19 protein-coding genes, 2 tRNA genes and 2 rRNA genes are annotated in these 16,578 nt (G+C 40.1%); 18 read left to right on the plus strand and 5 right to left on the minus strand.

Annotated elements, in window-relative coordinates:
* From WAX46_RS13905 to tsaD, 9 genes are all read left to right on the plus strand, one after another.
* Nucleotides 1-108, plus strand: a 23S ribosomal RNA gene (locus tag WAX46_RS13905); the annotation flags it as partial.
* Nucleotides 109-169: 61 nt separating this feature from the next.
* Nucleotides 170-285 (plus strand): 5S ribosomal RNA (rrf, locus tag WAX46_RS13910).
* Between the two features lie 18 nt (nt 286-303).
* Nucleotides 304-380: transfer RNA gene (locus tag WAX46_RS13915), tRNA-Met, on the plus strand.
* A 4-nt stretch (nt 381-384) separates the two neighbouring features.
* Nucleotides 385-461: transfer RNA gene (locus WAX46_RS13920), tRNA-Asp, on the plus strand.
* Between the two features lie 273 nt (nt 462-734).
* Nucleotides 735-1,712, plus strand: a complete 978-nt coding sequence (gene thiL, locus WAX46_RS13925; RefSeq protein ID WP_226569835.1) for a thiamine-phosphate kinase — start codon at nt 735-737, stop codon at nt 1,710-1,712.
* Between the two features lie 12 nt (nt 1,713-1,724).
* Nucleotides 1,725-2,201, plus strand: coding sequence for a tRNA (adenosine(37)-N6)-threonylcarbamoyltransferase complex ATPase subunit type 1 TsaE (gene tsaE, locus WAX46_RS13930; RefSeq protein WP_226569837.1), 477 nt, complete (start codon nt 1,725-1,727; stop codon nt 2,199-2,201).
* Nucleotides 2,182-2,871, plus strand: coding sequence for a tRNA (adenosine(37)-N6)-threonylcarbamoyltransferase complex dimerization subunit type 1 TsaB (gene tsaB / locus WAX46_RS13935; protein WP_226569839.1), 690 nt, complete (start codon nt 2,182-2,184; stop codon nt 2,869-2,871). The genes tsaE and tsaB overlap by 20 nt, the downstream gene beginning before the upstream one ends.
* Complete coding sequence (gene rimI / locus WAX46_RS13940; protein ID WP_264188779.1) at nt 2,855-3,325, plus strand: ribosomal protein S18-alanine N-acetyltransferase; 471 nt, start codon at nt 2,855-2,857, stop codon at nt 3,323-3,325. Before tsaB ends, rimI begins: the two co-directional genes overlap by 17 nt.
* Nucleotides 3,318-4,346, plus strand: a complete 1,029-nt coding sequence (gene tsaD / locus WAX46_RS13945; protein ID WP_226569842.1) for a tRNA (adenosine(37)-N6)-threonylcarbamoyltransferase complex transferase subunit TsaD — start codon at nt 3,318-3,320, stop codon at nt 4,344-4,346. Before rimI ends, tsaD begins: the two co-directional genes overlap by 8 nt.
* A 268-nt stretch (nt 4,347-4,614) precedes the next feature.
* Here the strand turns inward: tsaD and WAX46_RS13950 are convergent, their stop codons facing one another.
* Nucleotides 4,615-6,537 carry an ABC-F family ATP-binding cassette domain-containing protein gene (locus WAX46_RS13950; RefSeq protein ID WP_336494225.1) on the minus strand — a complete coding sequence of 641 codons (1,923 nt, stop codon included), beginning with the start codon at nt 6,535-6,537 and terminating at the stop codon, nt 4,615-4,617.
* Nucleotides 6,538-6,675: 138 nt separating this feature from the next.
* Between WAX46_RS13950 and moaC the strand changes: the two genes are divergently transcribed.
* The 4 genes from moaC to tatC are packed head-to-tail and all read left to right on the plus strand — an operon-like array spanning nt 6,676 to nt 8,806.
* Nucleotides 6,676-7,167, plus strand: a complete 492-nt coding sequence (moaC, locus tag WAX46_RS13955; protein ID WP_226569846.1) for a cyclic pyranopterin monophosphate synthase MoaC — start codon at nt 6,676-6,678, stop codon at nt 7,165-7,167.
* A gap of 15 nt (nt 7,168-7,182) precedes the next feature.
* The gene (locus WAX46_RS13960; protein ID WP_226569848.1) at nt 7,183-7,836 is read left to right on the plus strand and encodes a redox-sensing transcriptional repressor Rex; all 654 of its coding nucleotides are present in this window, start codon (nt 7,183-7,185) and stop codon (nt 7,834-7,836) included.
* A gap of 25 nt (nt 7,837-7,861) precedes the next feature.
* Complete coding sequence (locus WAX46_RS13965; protein WP_099727425.1) at nt 7,862-8,041, plus strand: twin-arginine translocase TatA/TatE family subunit; 180 nt, start codon at nt 7,862-7,864, stop codon at nt 8,039-8,041.
* 15 nt (nt 8,042-8,056) lie between these two features.
* Complete coding sequence (gene tatC, locus WAX46_RS13970) at nt 8,057-8,806, plus strand: twin-arginine translocase subunit TatC (protein WP_376776468.1); 750 nt, start codon at nt 8,057-8,059, stop codon at nt 8,804-8,806.
* Nucleotides 8,807-9,003: 197 nt separating this feature from the next.
* Here tatC and WAX46_RS13975 read toward each other — a convergent pair whose 3' ends face one another.
* From WAX46_RS13975 to WAX46_RS13985, 3 genes are all read right to left on the minus strand, one after another.
* Nucleotides 9,004-9,234, minus strand: coding sequence for an NUDIX domain-containing protein (locus WAX46_RS13975; RefSeq protein WP_336494226.1), 231 nt, complete (start codon nt 9,232-9,234; stop codon nt 9,004-9,006).
* Nucleotides 9,235-9,522: 288 nt separating this feature from the next.
* Entirely contained in the window at nt 9,523-9,717 is a 195-nt protein-coding gene (locus WAX46_RS13980; RefSeq protein WP_226569855.1) for a YdiK family protein, read from the minus strand.
* Entirely contained in the window at nt 9,714-10,448 is a 735-nt protein-coding gene (locus WAX46_RS13985) for a CPBP family intramembrane glutamic endopeptidase (RefSeq protein WP_226569857.1), read from the minus strand. The genes WAX46_RS13980 and WAX46_RS13985 overlap by 4 nt, the downstream gene beginning before the upstream one ends.
* Nucleotides 10,449-10,677: 229 nt before the next feature.
* Here WAX46_RS13985 and groES point away from each other — a divergent pair, with 229 nt between their 5' ends.
* The 4 genes from groES to WAX46_RS14005 all read left to right on the plus strand — a co-directional run bounded on the left by groES (nt 10,678) and on the right by WAX46_RS14005 (nt 15,173).
* A complete protein-coding gene (gene groES / locus WAX46_RS13990) occupies nt 10,678-10,962 on the plus strand; it encodes a co-chaperone GroES (protein ID WP_003214120.1) in 285 nt (94 codons plus the stop codon).
* Between the two features lie 55 nt (nt 10,963-11,017).
* A complete protein-coding gene (gene groL / locus WAX46_RS13995; protein ID WP_226569859.1) occupies nt 11,018-12,652 on the plus strand; it encodes a chaperonin GroEL in 1,635 nt (544 codons plus the stop codon).
* Between the two features lie 1,007 nt (nt 12,653-13,659).
* The gene (locus tag WAX46_RS14000; RefSeq protein WP_336494227.1) at nt 13,660-14,061 is read left to right on the plus strand and encodes a hypothetical protein; all 402 of its coding nucleotides are present in this window, start codon (nt 13,660-13,662) and stop codon (nt 14,059-14,061) included.
* A gap of 287 nt (nt 14,062-14,348) precedes the next feature.
* Nucleotides 14,349-15,173, plus strand: coding sequence for a GIY-YIG nuclease family protein (locus WAX46_RS14005; RefSeq protein WP_264188781.1), 825 nt, complete (start codon nt 14,349-14,351; stop codon nt 15,171-15,173).
* Between the two features lie 590 nt (nt 15,174-15,763).
* Here WAX46_RS14005 and WAX46_RS14010 read toward each other — a convergent pair.
* Nucleotides 15,764-16,228, minus strand: a complete 465-nt coding sequence (locus WAX46_RS14010; protein WP_336494228.1) for a hypothetical protein — start codon at nt 16,226-16,228, stop codon at nt 15,764-15,766.
* A gap of 161 nt (nt 16,229-16,389) precedes the next feature.
* Between WAX46_RS14010 and WAX46_RS14015 the strand changes: the two genes are divergently transcribed.
* The coding region (locus WAX46_RS14015) for a transposase (protein WP_336493159.1) at nt 16,390-16,578 on the plus strand (189 nt) is incomplete at its 3' end.

A 16,578-nucleotide genomic window follows, 5' to 3' on the forward strand; every position in this document is an offset into this window, starting at 1 on the left:
TCCGCAAGGAAGTAAGATCCCTGAAAGATGATCAGGTTGATAGGTCTGAGGTGGAAGCGTGGTGACACGTGGAGCTGACAGATACTAATAGATCGAGGACTTAACCTATATTCTAATGTGAAGCATGAACGTTGTTATCTAGTTTTGAGAGAACATTCTCTCCATCAGGTTTGGTGGCGATAGCGAAGAGGTCACACCCGTTCCCATACCGAACACGGAAGTTAAGCTCTTCAGCGCCGATGGTAGTTGGGGGGTTCCCCCTGTGAGAGTAGGACGCCGCCAAGCTTTTTATTTTCATATCGTCGCGGGGTGGAGCAGTTCGGTAGCTCGTCGGGCTCATAACCCGAAGGTCGCAGGTTCAAATCCTGCCCCCGCAACCAAAATGGTCCGGTAGTTCAGTTGGTTAGAATGCCTGCCTGTCACGCAGGAGGTCGCGGGTTCGAGTCCCGTCCGGACCGCCATTTTTATGACTTGTAAACGAAAACGTATAGTTTCGTTTTTTTTTATGCTTTTTCTTTCAACAAGTATCTGATGCGATGAAATATCTTGTTTTTGCTACACTATAAGTGAAAAGAAAAGATAGATGACTTCAACACACCCTGGTAAAAAAACCAGGCTTTCTTTATAGATTTTTAGTTGGAAATGAGGCTCATATTCGCTACACTAGTACTAACTGTTTCTCATATCTATCATGTCTACTTTAATCAATTGATTGTATGAAGGGGCTGTCTATTATGGATGAATTTGATCTTATTCGCCGGATTACACCAAAAGAAACACATCAACATTCTTTGGTCATGGGCATCGGTGATGATGCAAGTGTTTATCAACTTCATTCACATTGTGAAGAGGTCGTTTGTATTGATACCATGGTGGAGCACGTTCATTTTCGTTTTGATTTTTCCACACCCTTTGAGGTCGGTTTTAAGGCGCTGGCGGTCAATGTCAGTGATATAGCAGCAATGGGAGGAACACCAAAATTTTATCTTGTATCAATAGCGATCCCGCCTCATGGTGATGAGGCGATCGTGACTGCTCTTTACGAGGGAATGAAAGCTTTAGCTGATACATATCATATGGATTTAATCGGTGGGGATACGGTAGCCACCCGCAGTGACTTTGTCATTACGGTGACTGTTATTGGCGAGGTTCCAAAGGGAACAGCTTGTTATCGTCACAGTGCTCAGACAGGAGATGTCGTCTTTGTCACAGGTGAGCTTGGTTCATCAGCTGCTGGACTGTCACTCTTATTGCACGAAGTAGATCCAGTAATGTCGGTCGATCCCGCTTTTTTTCTTGAATGTCACAAAATGCCTCAGCCCCACATTGCTGCTGGACACATTTGCTCAAGCTTCCAGCGGGTGACCTTGAATGATGTGAGTGATGGGTTAGCTAGTGAGCTGAACGAGATAGCAGAAGCCAGCCATGTGACATTAGAAATTGAGGCTGATAAGCTCCCAGTACACGCTGATTTGCCGCTGTTACGCAAGGAGTGGCTTGAATGGGTACTATTTGGTGGAGAGGACTTTGTTTTAACTGGCACAATTCCAGAGATAGATTGGGAAAATTTCGAAAAACAATGTAAAGAAAAAGAAATTCAGGTTACTCGCATTGGACAAGTCAAACATGATCAAGCAGCCAGCGTCATTTTAAAAGAAAATGATCAACAAACAATGTTAATGAAAAAAGGATATAATCATTTTAAGAAATGAGGTGACATCAACGTGCAGTTAACTTGGACGACAAAAGGTGCGGATGAGACGAAACGAATTGCCGCTGCTTTGGCTAAGCTTGTGATGCAAGGCGATGTATTGACTTTAGAAGGAGATTTAGGCGCAGGCAAAACCACTTTTTCAAAAGGTTTTGCGGAAGGTTTAGGTATTACCCGTATCGTCAACAGCCCCACTTTTACGATTATTAAAGAATATAGTGATGGTAGACTGCCACTTTATCATATGGACGTGTACCGCATGGAAGATGTTGAAGAAGATATCGGTCTGGAAGAATATTTTGAGGGAGAAGGTGTATGCTTGGTTGAATGGGCACATCTCATTGAGCCGCAATTGCCTTCATCATATTTAAAAATCGAAATGCTGAGAACAGAACGTGAAGAAGAACGTCATCTCACGTTTTATGCAAAAGGGAAGCGCTATGAAACCCTTTGTAAGGAGATGAAAGAATTTGACCATACTGGCGATTGATACGTCAAACCATACATTAGGAATTGCACTTGTCCGAGATGACACAGTGATTGGAGAAAGTATTACGTACTTAAAAAAAAATCATTCAGTCCGAGCGATGCCAACAGTTGAAGCACTGATGAAAGAATGCGGTGTAGCACCGAGCGAATTAAGCAAAATTGTTGTTGCAAAAGGACCTGGTTCCTATACTGGCGTTAGAATTGGTGTGACTATTGCAAAAACACTTGCATGGACGCTTTCTATTCCATTATCCGCTGTTTCGAGCTTAGAAACTTTGGCGGCAAATGCCCAATATTTCGGTGGATGGATTTCTCCTATATTTGATGCGAGAAGAGGACAAGTTTATACTGGGCTATATACGTTTGAACAAGGAAAGATCAAAGAGGTCAAACCAGATCAAAATATTCTGCTCACGGATTGGCTTCATGAGCTGAAGCAGGCAGGAAAGCCTGTCTTATTTCTTGGACATGATGTTCAGCTTCATCAAGACAACATTCGCTCCATTTTAGGAGAAACCGTTGTTTTGGCGGACGGAGCATTTCATAACCCAAGACCTTCAGTGCTTGCGTTTTTAGGGACAGATCGTCTTGGTGAAGATATACATCAGCTGGTCCCTAACTATATTCGTTTGGCAGAAGCGGAAGTGAAGTGGCTTGAAGGACAAAAATAATCTCAACAATGTAGAGATTCGAAGAATGACGGTAGAGGACATACCACAGGTGTATACGATCGAAGTGCATTCGTTTACAGTACCTTGGAAAAAAGAATCGTTTATCTATGAGATTCTCCATAATCAATACAGCCATTATTTTCTCATAGAGGAAGATAAGCAACCTGTAGGGTATTGCGGGGTGTGGATTGTCATGGAAGATGCACAGATTACGAATATTGCGATTCTGCCTGAGCATAGAGGAAAAGGCTATGGGGAAGCATTGCTTCGATATGTCATGAGATTTTGCAAAGAAAAAAAGACAGATCATCTTTCATTAGAGGTGCGGGTTTCTAATACACCAGCACAATCCCTTTATGAAAAGTTTGGTTTCAGACCAGCTTCTATTCGAAAGAATTATTATACAGATAATGGGGAAGATGCATTAGTTATGTGGGTGAATATAAATGAGTGAACAAAAAGATCGATTCGTATTAGGAATAGAAACAAGCTGTGACGAAACAGCTGCGTCCATCGTGAAAAATGGGGAAGAAATCGTAGCTAATGTTGTCGCCTCACAAATAGAAAGTCATAAACGATTTGGAGGTGTTGTGCCAGAAATCGCTTCAAGGAATCATGTGGAGCAAGTCACTATCGTACTAGAAGAAGTGATGGCACAGGCCAATATGAGCTTTAAGGATGTCAATGCCATTGCCGTCACAGAAGGACCGGGCTTAGTCGGAGCACTTCTGATTGGTGTTAATGCAGCTAAGGCACTGAGCTTTGCTCATCAAATTCCTCTCGTAGGGGTTCATCATATTGCTGGACACATTTATGCGAACCAGCTCGTTGGTAAGCTGCTGTTTCCATGTTTAGCTCTTGTCGCCTCTGGCGGACATACTGAGCTTGTTTTGATGAAAGAGCATGGGTCTTTTGAGGTCATCGGAGAAACATTGGATGATGCGGCTGGAGAAGCCTATGACAAAGTGGCTCGGACGATGGGTCTTCCGTATCCAGGTGGGCCTCATATTGATCGATTAGCACATGAAGGTGAGCCGACGATCAAGCTTCCTCGAGCATGGCTTGAAGAAGGCTCCTATCATTTTAGCTTCAGTGGTTTAAAATCAGCTGTGATCAACACTTTACACAATGCGTCCCAAAAGGGAGAAACGATTGCTCCTGAGGACTTGGCTGCAAGTTTTCAAGAAAGCGTCATTGAGGTGCTTGTTGGAAAGACATTAAAAGCGGCTGAGGCCTATGGTGTGAAGCAGGTAGTTTTAGCTGGGGGAGTCGCTGCCAATAAAGGACTCAGAGAAGCCTTAACTTCAGCATTTGTGAAGCTGCCTGAAGTGAATGTCACTATTCCACCATTGTCTCTTTGTACAGACAATGCAGCCATGATTGCTGCTGCGGGAACCATTGCATTTGAAAAAGGAATAAGAGGCGATATGGCGATGAACGGTCAGCCCGGATTACCGCTCGCCTCATATGAATGAAGACTCCTGTGGATATACAGGGGTTTTTTTAGTTCAAATGAAAGCGATTATTCACATGTAAACGTTATATATCCACAATTGTTAGAAAATTTTGTTTTAAAATGAAGAGAATGTGTATAAATGTGATCTTTTATGTGGATATGTGATTAAAATTCTGTGGATAAAGGGGATAAATCTAATGCGCACAAGAATAATCAAGAAGTTATTGTGGATATCATTGTGGGTAATGAAGTTTCAATTAAAAAAAGAGTACCAGCTAGGGCACTCTTTAAGATTCTGATAGGTCTTCCCACTCAGCAAAAAGTGATTCATGCTCTTGATTGAGCGCATCATTTTCTGTTTGAATGGCGTGAACCTTCTCGTGATCTTGGAAAATAGTAGGATCACATAAAAGTTGTTCATTTTCACCGAGCTTGTCTTCGATGACGGCGATCCGATCTTCAATTTCTTCGATTCTGCGTTGTTTTTGTCTTTCTTTCTTTTTCAGCTCTTTTTCTTCCGCATAAGAAAGCTTTGCTGTTTCAACTGGCTTTGCTGCATGTTTTTTATGCGGTTCATGATTTTGGAGCGCTTCAAGCTCTAATTGCTCGTTTTTCTTTTGAAGGTAGTAGTCGTAGTCACCGAGATACTCTTTTGTTTCAGTTGGAGATAATTCGAGTACTTTTGTTGCCAGCCGGTTGATAAAATACCGGTCATGCGAGACAAATAAAATAGTTCCTGGATAATCAATCAGTGCATTCTCTAAAATTCCCTTACTATCTAAGTCAAGATGGTTAGTAGGTTCATCGAGAATGAGGAAATTGGCTTTTTGCAGCATTAGCTTGGCCAGCGCAAGGCGTGCTTTTTCTCCACCACTCAATGCATGAACAGGCTTTAAGACGTCATCACCGGAGAAAAGAAAATTCCCTAAACACGTCCGGATTTCTTTTTCGTTCATATGTGGATAATCATCCCAAAGCTCATTTAATACTTTCTTAGAGGATGTCAATTTGGCTTGTTCTTGGTCATAGTAGCCGATCGTGACATGAGAGCCAAAGCTGATGTCGCCTTTTACAGGCTTTAATGTATTCATTAAAGTTTTTAAAAGAGTTGATTTCCCGATGCCGTTAGGGCCGATGAGTGCAACGCTATCCCCACGTTTGATATGAAAAGAAAGAGAGGATAGGAGCGGCGTTTTTTCATCATAACTTATATCGAGATCATGTACCTTTAGCACATCATTACCGCTTTGTCTTGTAATATCAAAATGAAAGCTAGCTGATTTTTCATCTCCTAATGGTTTATCTAAAAGATCCATTCGCTCTAGCTGTTTCCGTCTGCTTTGAGCCCGCTTTGTAGTCGAGGCTCTTGCTAGGTTGCGATCCACGAAATCCTGGAGTTTTGAGATTTCTTCTTGCTGCTTTTCGTACAGCTTCATATCACGCTCTAGCTGCTCAGCTTTTAGCTCAAGATACTTACTATAGTTCCCTGCAAACTTTTTCATCGCTGTTCTTGACACTTCATAGACATGGTTCACGACTTTGTCTAAGAAATATCGGTCATGGGAAATGATGAGAATGGCTCCTGTATAATTTTGCAAATACTGCTCAAGCCATGATAAGCTATCAATATCTAGATGGTTGGTCGGCTCATCCAGAATTAAGAGTTCTGGTTTCATCAATAATAGCTTTCCAAGCGCTAGACGGGTTTTCTGGCCGCCGCTTAAGGATTGGACGGTTGTGTGATCTTCAAAATGACTAAAGCCGAGCCCATGAAGAATGGAGCGCACATCTGCTTCATATTGATAGCCGCCTTGATCTTTAAAAGCCTGCTGCAGCCTGTCATAGGTTTTCATTAGGGAATCTAGCTCTGACCCTGTGGAAGAAGCCATTTTTTCCTCAATGGATCTCATCTCTTGTTCCATTTCTTTTAAATGATCAAAAACCGATAGCAGTTCGTCTTTTAACGTACGTATAGACGTCACATCGGTATGCTGTGCTAAATATCCGATCGATAGGCCTTTCGGTTTGATGATCTCACCTTGTTCGTAAGTCATTTGACCGGCAATGATTTTCAAAAGTGTGGATTTGCCTGCTCCGTTACGACCGACAATGGCAATACGATCCTTTGCTTTGACTTCCAATTTTATATTCGTTAAAACGGTATCAGCGCCAAACGATTTGGACAGCTGATTCACTTGTAGAATCATCATGTAACTTCACCTCTGCTATAATATGTTAAGTGTAGCTTATCAGCAGTAAACCGGCAAATCCTACATACGATTGCCATAGTCAAATGAAAGACAGATAGGAAAAAATAGTGTATGATTTGAGTGAGGGAGCGTTAAAAGATGAGTCAATTTAGCCACTTTAACGAACAAGGAAGGGCGAAGATGGTCGACATTAGTGACAAATCGTCTACAGTGAGAACCGCCGTTGCTGCTTCAAGCGTTCGAATGATAAAAGAAGTGTTTCAGAAAATACAACATCGTGACATTGGAAAAGGGGATGTGCTGTCTGTCGCACAGGTTGCTGGCATTATGGCAGCAAAGCAAACATCCAACATCATTCCAATGTGTCATCCGCTTGCACTAAAAGACGTTGATATCTCCTTTGATTGGGAGGAAGATGGAAATGCGCACATTCTAAACATCCAAGTACAGGTGAAAACAACAGGAAGTACGGGTGTGGAGATGGAAGCGCTCACTTCTGCTTCAGTATGTGCACTGACCGTTTACGACATGTGCAAAGCGATCGATAAAGGCATGATCATCGGTCCTACCTATCTAGTTGAAAAGACAGGCGGGAAAAACGGTGATTTTCACAGAGCATCTGATATTTAAGTTGGAGGATCTTATATGAATATAGACCAGTCAAAAATTCCACAAGCAACAGCCAAACGTTTGCCGCTTTACTACCGTTTTTTAAAAAATCTACATGCATCAGGAAAACAAAGGGTGTCATCCGCAGAGCTTAGTGATGCAGTCAAAGTGGATTCTGCAACCATTCGCCGAGATTTTTCGTACTTTGGCGCACTTGGGAAAAAAGGGTATGGCTATAATGTCGATTACTTGTTGACCTTCTTCAGAAAGACCCTTGACCAAGATGAAATGACGAATGTCATGCTCATCGGTGTCGGGAATTTAGGGACTGCTTTTTTACACTATAATTTCATAAAAAATAATAACACAAAAATTTCAATGGCTTTTGACGTCAATGAGAGTAAAATAGGAAGTGAGATAGGCGGCGTGCCTGTCTATGATTTGGATAAGCTTGAAGAGCATGTTCAAGAGGTAGGGGATATTCCTGTTGCGATTTTGACAGTACCTGCCGTAGTAGCTCAGTCCATTACAGATCGTTTGATTGCCCTTGGCATCAAAGGAATCCTTAACTTTACGCCGGCTCGATTGAATGTGCCGGAACACATTCGAATTCATCATATAGATTTGGCGGTTGAACTTCAGTCTCTTGTTTATTTCTTAAAGCATTACTCTGTTACACAGGAGGACTGAAAAAGGGGTAAAGGGGGTGGAGCAAATGGGTCCGATCGGTCCTGGTAGTTTGGTTCTGATTGCGATTGTCGCGCTCATTATTTTTGGGCCGAAAAAGCTTCCTCAATTAGGAAGAGCAGCAGGAGATACATTACGTGAATTCAAAAATGCTACAAAAGGTTTAGCTGATGATCAGGAAGAAAAAAAGAAAAAAGAAGATCAGTAGAATAGGATGAGCTTCATGAATGTCAAAGATATGCCGCTTATGGAGCATATTGTGGAACTGCGAAAACGTTTAGTGATTATTGTAATGTTTTTTGTCACCTTTATGGTGGCAGGTTTTTTTCTCGCTAAGCCGGTCATTGTGTATTTGCAAAATACTGATGAAGCGGCAACACTGACATTGAATGCATTTAAGCTCACGGATCCATTGTACGTGTTTATGCAGTTCGCATTTGTCATTGCTTTGGTTTTGACGTGTCCCGTTATTTTATATCAGCTCTGGGCGTTTATAAGTCCTGGTTTATATGAAAAAGAAAGAAAGGTGACACTTGCTTACATTCCAATTGCACTGCTATTATTTTTGAGCGGTGTGTCTTTCTCTTATTTTATTTTGTTTCCGTTTGTCGTCGATTTTATGATGCGAATGTCGAATGATTTACATGTGGAGCAAGTGATTGGAATTCATGAGTATTTTACATTTCTGATGCAGTTAACACTTCCATTTGGTTTTTTGTTTCAGATGCCAGTTGTGTTGATGTTTCTCACAAGACTGGGCATTATCACACCGATGTTTTTATCGAAAATACGCAAGTATGCCTATTTTGTCCTCATTATCATTGCCGCACTCATTACACCGCCAGAGCTTGTTTCTCACCTCATGGTTACTTTGCCAATGCTCGTATTGTATGAAGTGAGTATTGCCATTTCAAGAGTGACCTATCGCAAAATGCAGCAAACAGAGGAGAAAGACAGTCATTATGTCTCATAAAAAAGCATCGTGATTCAACATGTGATCACGATGCTTTTTATTGTGAAAGGAATTGATGGATCGAAGAAATTGATGCTTGAAATATGCAGGCTCCTGCGGAACGAAATCATGTACATCTACTTCTCTGCTTTCCTCACGTCGTTCTCCGGCTTCATCAACGTCAAATTCCTCCACCTGAATTTTTTCACATTCCCCTGTTAAAAGCTGCCTGCATCAATTAGCCTTGCTCTGTAAAGACCAGCGACTTCTTCTTTCTGTAAATGAACGTTCATCTGCTCTTCTTGATTGAGATAAAGATACACAGGGCAAAACTCACGGTCGATGAACGAAGGCATATGCATTTCATCCTTTATCACACCTGTAAAGGTAAGGTCATTAAAAGAGATGGAGAGACCGAGCTCTTCTTTCACCTCTCTCATGCATGCCATCAGAAGGCTGTTCATTTTGCGAGAAGATGGCGTGCTGCTATGATATCAAGCAGAGAAGGAAAATCCTTTTTTGCGGGACTTCTTAGCTGAAAATGGAAATAGACTGTGTCATCTTCCTTTTTTAAAAGCCAAAAATGAAATGTTTCATGCCAAAGCCTTGAGAATGTACATCAGACCGGTCGGCAATCGTTTCATGCTGCTCGTTCATGAAACTGAGTTTTTCCTTTTCCATAAAAATATGTCCTGCATAAAAAACCATTTTACAAGCGGCGGAAAATGGTTTTTGATTTATTTTTGCTGTTGTTTTTTCAGTTTGACTGAGAAAGCAAACATTTTAAACGCGATATTGATATTATAGGCCGCAAACACCATCAACAAAATGCTGTAAAATGACCACATGTCACCTGGATTTTGAATGGCCATATAGGTGAACGCCACACCTATGGCAAAATAAATAATGCCCCATACGACAGGGTTTCTCATGAGAAAAAGCCTCCAATAATCATTTGCATTGTTTGAGATTGTTCTTCAATCATTTTTTTCACTGGCTCAATCTGCACAAGAATGACGAGCGAGTTCATCAGCATATGTGCGCCGATTGGAACAATGATTCGTTTTGTTTTCACATATAAAAAGGCAAAGGTAAAGCCCATCGTTGTATAGAGCAATAAATGGGCAAAATCAGTGTGCACAGCAGCAAAAACCAATGAACTGACAAGTGCCCCAATGAAGAAATTTGTCTTTTCATAGATCACACCAAAAATGATTTTTCGGAAAATGATTTCCTCTAATATCGGTCCAATCAGGGCGACAACGATCACAAGCCAAGGAACGGCATCCATAATGGATAAAATAGCTTGTGTATTTTCTGACTCACGTCCAATGCCAAACGCATATTGTTCAATCACGCCTGCAATCGATTGCGCAAAGAGGGAAAGAAAGAAACCGCCAATGATCCAGGCGATGGCAGAGCCGGCTGAAACCGGTGCTTCATTCCGAAGTGAAGCTTTTGGTACTGTTCGAAGGATGAGCAAAATGATGATTAACCCAATACAGAAGCTGATGATTGTCCAAGTTCCTGACAATTGTGAGAGCTCCGCTTTTGTTATCGGTGTCTGAATGAATCCTAACCATTTCATAATCAACACATAAGGAATCGCAGAAACCTGCACCAATATATAAGTTAAGATGATGTACCAATATTGTTTTTTCAAGTAATGAAAACCCCTTTACTAAAAGAACTAGATTTATTGTAACACAAGTCTTCTTTTTCGATAAAAATGAAAGAATCCGTGATGCAAAAAGATCATGAAAGAGTAAAAATTTTTAAAGGTTTTACTTGAAATTGCAGAAGACATTCTTTATTATAATAAATGTGTTAGCACTCGTTGGTGATGAGTGCTAAAAGAAGACTACATATAAAAAATGAGGAGGTTGTTTCTTATGTTAAAGCCATTAGGCGATCGCGTAATTATTGAACTCGTTGAATCTGAGGAAAAAACCGCTAGCGGTATTGTCTTACCGGATTCTGCAAAAGAAAAACCGCAAGAAGGTAAAATTGTGGCAGCAGGTTCAGGTCGTGTACTTGAAAGTGGTGAGCGGGTTGCGTTAGAAGTCAATACAGGCGACCGCATTATCTTCTCAAAATATGCAGGCACTGAAGTGAAATATGAGGGAAAAGAATATTTAATCCTTCGTGAAAGCGACATTTTAGCTGTTATTGGGTAATCACAGAAAAAACATTGAGATACATTTCTAAAAAGACTGAGGAGGTTTCGTTATTATGGCAAAAGATATTAAGTTCAGTGAAGAAGCACGCCGTGCGATGTTACGTGGTGTAGATGCACTTGCAGATGCTGTAAAAGTAACTTTAGGACCTAAAGGACGTAACGTGGTTCTTGAGAAAAAATTCGGTTCACCACTTATCACTAATGATGGTGTAACGATTGCAAAAGAAATCGAATTAGAAGATGCATTTGAAAACATGGGTGCAAAACTTGTTGCTGAAGTGGCAAGCAAAACAAATGACGTAGCTGGTGACGGTACAACAACTGCAACGGTTCTTGCTCAAGCAATGATCCGTGAAGGCTTGAAAAACGTAACAGCTGGTGCAAACCCTGTTGGCGTTCGTAAAGGGATCGAAGAAGCAGTTAAAGTAGCACTTGAAAGCTTGCACGAGATTTCTAAACCAATCGAAGGCAAAGAATCAATTGCCCAAGTTGCGTCAATTTCTTCAGCAGATGAAGAAGTAGGAAGCCTGATCGCTGAAGCAATGGAGCGTGTAGGGAACGACGGTGTGATTACAATTGAAGAATCTAAAGGATTCACGACTGAGCTTGAAGTGGTTGAAGGTATGCAATTTGACCGCGGATACGCTTCACCATACATGGTGACTGATTCTGATAAGATGGAAGCAGTTCTTGAAAATCCTTACATCTTAATCACAGACAAAAAGATCACAAACATTCAAGAAATCCTGCCTGTACTTGAGCAAGTGGTACAACAAGGTAAACCATTATTGATCATTGCTGAGGATGTGGAAGGCGAAGCACTTGCAACACTTGTTGTGAACAAACTTCGTGGTACATTCAACGCAGTGGCAGTGAAAGCACCTGGATTCGGTGATCGTCGTAAAGCGATGCTTGAAGACATCTCTGTACTAACTGGCGGAGAATTAATCACAGAAGACCTAGGACTTGATCTGAAATCAACTGAAATCGGTCAGCTTGGCCGTGCGTCTAAAGTTGTTGTGACAAAAGAAAACACAACAATCGTTGAAGGCTCAGGAGATTCTCCTCAAATCGCAGCACGTGTGAACCAAATCCGTGTGCAAGTAGAAGAAACAACTTCTGAATTCGATAAAGAAAAATTACAAGAACGTCTTGCAAAACTAGCTGGCGGCGTCGCTGTCATCAAAGTTGGTGCTGCAACTGAAACAGAACTAAAAGAGCGTAAACTACGCATCGAGGATGCACTGAACTCAACCCGTGCAGCAGTTGAAGAAGGGATCGTATCCGGTGGTGGTACAGCACTTGTGAATGTATACAACAAAGTCGCTTCAATTGCAGCTGATGGTGACGTCCAAACAGGTGTGAACATCGTTCTACGTTCACTTGAAGAGCCAATCCGTCAAATCGCTCACAACGCTGGACTTGAAGGATCAGTCATCGTTGAGCGCTTGAAAAACGAAGAAATTGGTGTAGGCTTCAACGCAGCAACAAACGAATGGGTAAACATGATCGAAAAAGGGATCGTAGACCCAACAAAAGTAACTCGCTCTGCACTTCAAAACGCAGCTTCTGTTGCAGCAATGCTTCTGACAACTGAAGCAGTAGTCGCTGACAAACCAGAAGAAGGCGGCTCAGGCGGCGGAATGCCGGATATGGGCGGAATGGGTGGAATGGGTGGAATGATGTAATAACGGATTTAAACCCTTGATTGATAAGGGTTTATCCGCCAGTCACACTCATTTTGGTGCCAATTAAACATATTAGAAGCTTTTCATTAGTTCCCCGAACTTTTGAGAAGCTTCTTTTTTGTCTATTTTCATCATTTTTCATTCAGTACTCACTCCTTTAATAATTTGAACAGGGGTGTGAGTCTAAGGTAATCCATGAGCAAGTGACAATAGCGTACAAGTATACACCTCCTAACCAATATAAATTTGTGGGTGGTTGGTAATGTGTGCAGCATGAAATGCTGTCCACACTGTTTTTTAAACGTGATAAACTTGAATTGTTAATAAAGAGAAGCAGGGGTAAAAAGATGCATGGTGTATCTTAATAATTTGGATTTTAAAAAACTACATAAAGAACTCGACTCCGTTAACAGAGTAGGTAGAGCAGTGAGAACCGGGTTGATAACTTCCATTCTCTAATAATTCGTGATGTCATCAAAAAAATGTTAGAGAGAATAGAACTTGGAGATTATTCTTACGAAATTGTGAGCTAAAGGTTTGTTATTCATGAAGATATTGTTGTTAGGTTCAGGCAATTATATAAACCAGGTATTAATACAAAGATCGAGCTGACAGAGGAATTGGAAAATTTCATGCTCAAAAATTACACTAATGAATGGATTAGATCTGCTGTGAAAACAGAAAAAAGAATTTTTAAATTAACATTAGCGAAATCTGAGAGTAAAAAAATTAACAGAATCTACAATAATAACTGATGTTTTAAAATAAATTATCTTAACAGAAAGGCTCCTGAATAGGGAGCTTTTTTTGGTAAGAAAAAACAAAAAAACTATCAATAAATGTACAAATTTATTATAATTGAATTTGGTTAAAGTTATCTAAAATAAGGTTTTAGGAGGTCGTTCATGAGGTACACATGTCCGTATTGTGGATCTCGATTACACCCAGAAAAGGACCATTATTTTTGTGATTTTTGTGTAATGGATTTCAGTAGGGATCAGGTCCAAATGGATGGTCGTAGAATCCAGGAGACACATCAAAGTGTAGATCCAGCAGATCTGAGGAAATCGACCCCTGAGTTGATGCTATATTCAACCTGGTCGTTAATCTTGCTATTAAAAGAAGCCAGGAAAATCAGGACACCTTTATATAAAGAGTTCGCATATGTGCGGAGTAAAAGCAGGGGCTTACGAGATAAAGAAAAAGCTGAAGACATTGCAGCTGAATTTCAGGATATAACCAAAAGGATGTACATAATTGAAAATATCCTGAAAAAGCGTCTTAGTTCTGTTCCAGATAACTTGAATGTCAGTTATCTGAGCAGGTATGAAAAACGAATGAACAATAAAAAAACAAATCAAAAAATGCATACCTATGGACAAGAATCTAGCAGGAGGGAAACTGATTGATGGATATTGTCATCAGATACATTTTCAAACATCGCCTTCCGGGAAACATTGAAATCAATACTCAGTCACCCAATTAGAAGAACGACCAACCCAAAAGCTGTCACCCTGCTTCGATAAATCATAACTATATTTTTTCTTGGTATATCAACTACTTTGTTATTAGATGCAATAATTTAAACGACTATTTTTTGCTATTTTAAATAAATGGGGTGAAATGTATAACTAGAGGAAAAAGTATTAATTTATTTTTAATTGATGGCAAAGCAAATGGTAGGATAAAATGTACGTTGGCGAACTGGACTGGTTTGGCTTATAGGATACCTAGAACTGAAATTGAAAAGTGTCGTGACAGAGATGATCTTTCACAGACTGGAGTTTATTTTCTTTTCGGAACATCGGAGGATAACGGTGAGGACATTGTATATGTTGGCCAAGCTGGAGTAAGAAAAAATGGAGAAGGCGTTCTTAATCGTCTAATAGAGCATAAGCGTAGCCCTGAAAAAGATTATTGGACGGAAGCTGTAGTATTTACGACTACAAATAATTCATTTGGACCAACTGAGATCAGCTATCTTGAGAGTCGATTCTGTAACATGGCAAAAGTAGCTGAACGTTATAAAGTGAAGAACGGTAATGAACCAACGATAGGTAATATTACTGAAGAGAAACAGAGCGAGCTGGAAGAGTTTATTGAATACGCACAACTCGTTATGGGAGCACTTGGACATAAAGTTTTTGAGAAACTGAGTCAGACAAGCTCATCAGATGAAGAACAAGTAAATGCAGATGAAAACACAAATAGTATCTTTTATCTGAGAAGAAAAAGTAGTAAAAGCGGTAAAACAATTGAAGCCACTTGTGAACAAACAAATGAAGGATTTGTAGTACTGAAGGGGAGTATGATTGAAACGATCGATTCTGAAAGTATACCAAGTGGCGTTAAACAGAAAAGAAAACAGGTGCAGATCGATCAGAACGGAATTCTGCAGGAGAATGTCCTTTTTAAAAGTCCATCTTATGCAGCTGCTTTTGTTGTAGGTGGACATGCTAATGGGTTGACGGAGTGGAAGGACGAAAACGGGGTACGGTTTGGGAAAATTGAAAGAAAGTGATTTTATCGAAAAATTAATCTGTTTCATTTGTTTAGGACATCCACATGAATATAGAGAAGGTTTTAGTGCTAAGACAGTTATTTCTTGGATCTTTTACCAGCATTATTTTTTGATATAAAAGCGGTGATCATATGGGCTTGACTACTTGGGTGGCGATTATTCTTGTACTAGTCATCGTATTTGGATTGTTTGGACCAAACGTGAGAAATAAGATTGAAAACCACTTCCATATAGGAAGTGGTACAGATTGTAGACAAAGTCTACAATCTGATAAAAGTGTTTTTTAGTGGTGAGAAAAATCATTTGAGGGAGGAGGGAAGACAAAAAAAGCCCTTATATTTCAAGGGCATGAATGAAAAAGTTTTATTTTACTTTTACTGTGAATGTCACGTCTTTACAATTCATGTAGTCGTCAGTTGTCACATCTCCAAATTTCAGTTTAAGCTCCTTGATGTTTTTAATGTTGATCTCTTTGCCTTCAGGAGCAAAAAATTCTTTCGTTCTTATTATGATACTTTCCTCTGATTTGTAATAGAATTATTGATTTAAGATCCAATACAATATTACTAATTGGATTTCTTTTCAAGATATTAATTTCTTGTCCAGGTGATTTTTGTTTCATTTGTTGCTTTCTTTCCTTTTGCCAACACCTTGCCGCTTTCCTGTTTCACGGTGATACGTAGATCATAAAAGGAGTAAAGGGCTCCGAGGCTGTCATTTTCGGGTTTATGCAGATTGTTTTCTTTTTCAGTCGCTGCACCAATGGCCAGCGTTTTGGCAAAGTTTAAACCGATCACTTCAGCGTAATCACTATTTGTATCAGAAGAAGCAGTCACGGTTAAAGAAATGACTTTTTTCTTTTGATCAACGGTGACAGATGTGTCTTTCACAAGCTTAGATTGCTCCATGATCTCTTTCGTTTCATTTTGAATTCGTTCATTGATCGTTGGAAGGAAAGCCGAATCTGTTTTTTGTTCTTTTGCCATATTAGAGCAAGCTGTTAGAATGAAGAGACTCGCAACGAGACTCATGAAAACAAGTAGATTTTTTTTCACGTTCTTTCTCCTTTTTTTCGAGGTATGTATGCTTATGTTACCACGAATCCTTGTTTTGATTAAAAGAGAAGTGTTGACAAGCTGTGAACAATAAAAAACCTCCCAAGGCTGAAGTGCACCCCAAATATTAGACACAGTCTAACATTTGGAGGTGCTTTTCTTTGGCTAAATTTACAATTGAAGATAAAATCAAAGCGGTAAAACGATACCTCATTGACCGTGAGAGCTTGCTTAGAATTGCAAAACAGATTGGCGTGAACAAAAGTATACTTCAATATTGGGTCAGAAAGTATCAATATCATGGCGAAAAAGCTTTTTCAAAGTCATATACAAATTATCCAGTCCGATAT

This window comes from Bacillus sp. FJAT-53060 (genome assembly GCF_037104745.1).
Taxonomy (GTDB): Bacteria; Bacillota; Bacilli; order Bacillales; family Bacillaceae; genus Bacillus; species Bacillus stratosphericus_B.